This is a genomic window from Idiomarina sp. 28-8, assembly GCF_000320945.2.
In the GTDB taxonomy this organism is placed as follows: Bacteria; Pseudomonadota; Gammaproteobacteria; order Enterobacterales; family Alteromonadaceae; genus Idiomarina; species Idiomarina loihiensis.
In genome coordinates, this window is record NZ_BANL01000057.1 from 1 (window position 1) to 552 (window position 552).

A 552-nucleotide genomic window follows, 5' to 3' on the forward strand; every position below is an offset into this window, starting at 1 on the left:
TGTCCTGCATTTTTTGTATACCTCACATCCGTGTGAGTAAGTGTCCACACAGTTTGCAGGCTTGATATAGACAGAGAAGAAACTGGGTCTGTAGCTCAGCTGGTTAGAGCGCACCCCTGATAAGGGTGAGGTCGGCAGTTCAAGTCTGCCCAGACCCACCATTTCTGCGCGATGGCTGCGTTGGAAACCTCGTCGTGTACTGATGTACACGTCCTCGGCTTCCGCCTTGCCCTCGCTTGAAATTCCCTTATTGGGTTTAGCGATTCAAGCTCGCGATGTTTAAGCGCAGCGAGAACGCTTCAGAGCAAGGCGCAAGCCGATATGAGTGAAGGAGCGTACGTTGGTACGTGACTGAGCGAATGAGGTGCAGTAACGCGGCGCTGGAGTGTTATCGCAAAGCCACGCACCAAAGGGGCCATAGCTCAGCTGGGAGAGCGCCTGCCTTGCACGCAGGAGGTCAGCGGTTCGATCCCGCTTGGCTCCACCATTTCTTCTCTTCGTAACCGTTAGCGTTAAGTGTTCTTAAACAAGAATATTTACCGGTAACTCAGT

At 52.7% G+C, this 552-nt stretch carries 2 tRNA genes; both read left to right on the top strand.

Annotation, left to right across the window (positions count from 1 at the left end):
- The first annotated feature begins 84 nt into the window (after positions 1-84).
- Positions 85-161: transfer RNA gene (locus RJ32_RS00115), tRNA-Ile, on the top strand.
- A 250-nt stretch (positions 162-411) separates the two neighbouring features.
- Positions 412-487 (top strand) — tRNA-Ala (locus RJ32_RS00120).
- The last annotated feature ends 65 nt before the right edge of the window (positions 488-552 follow it).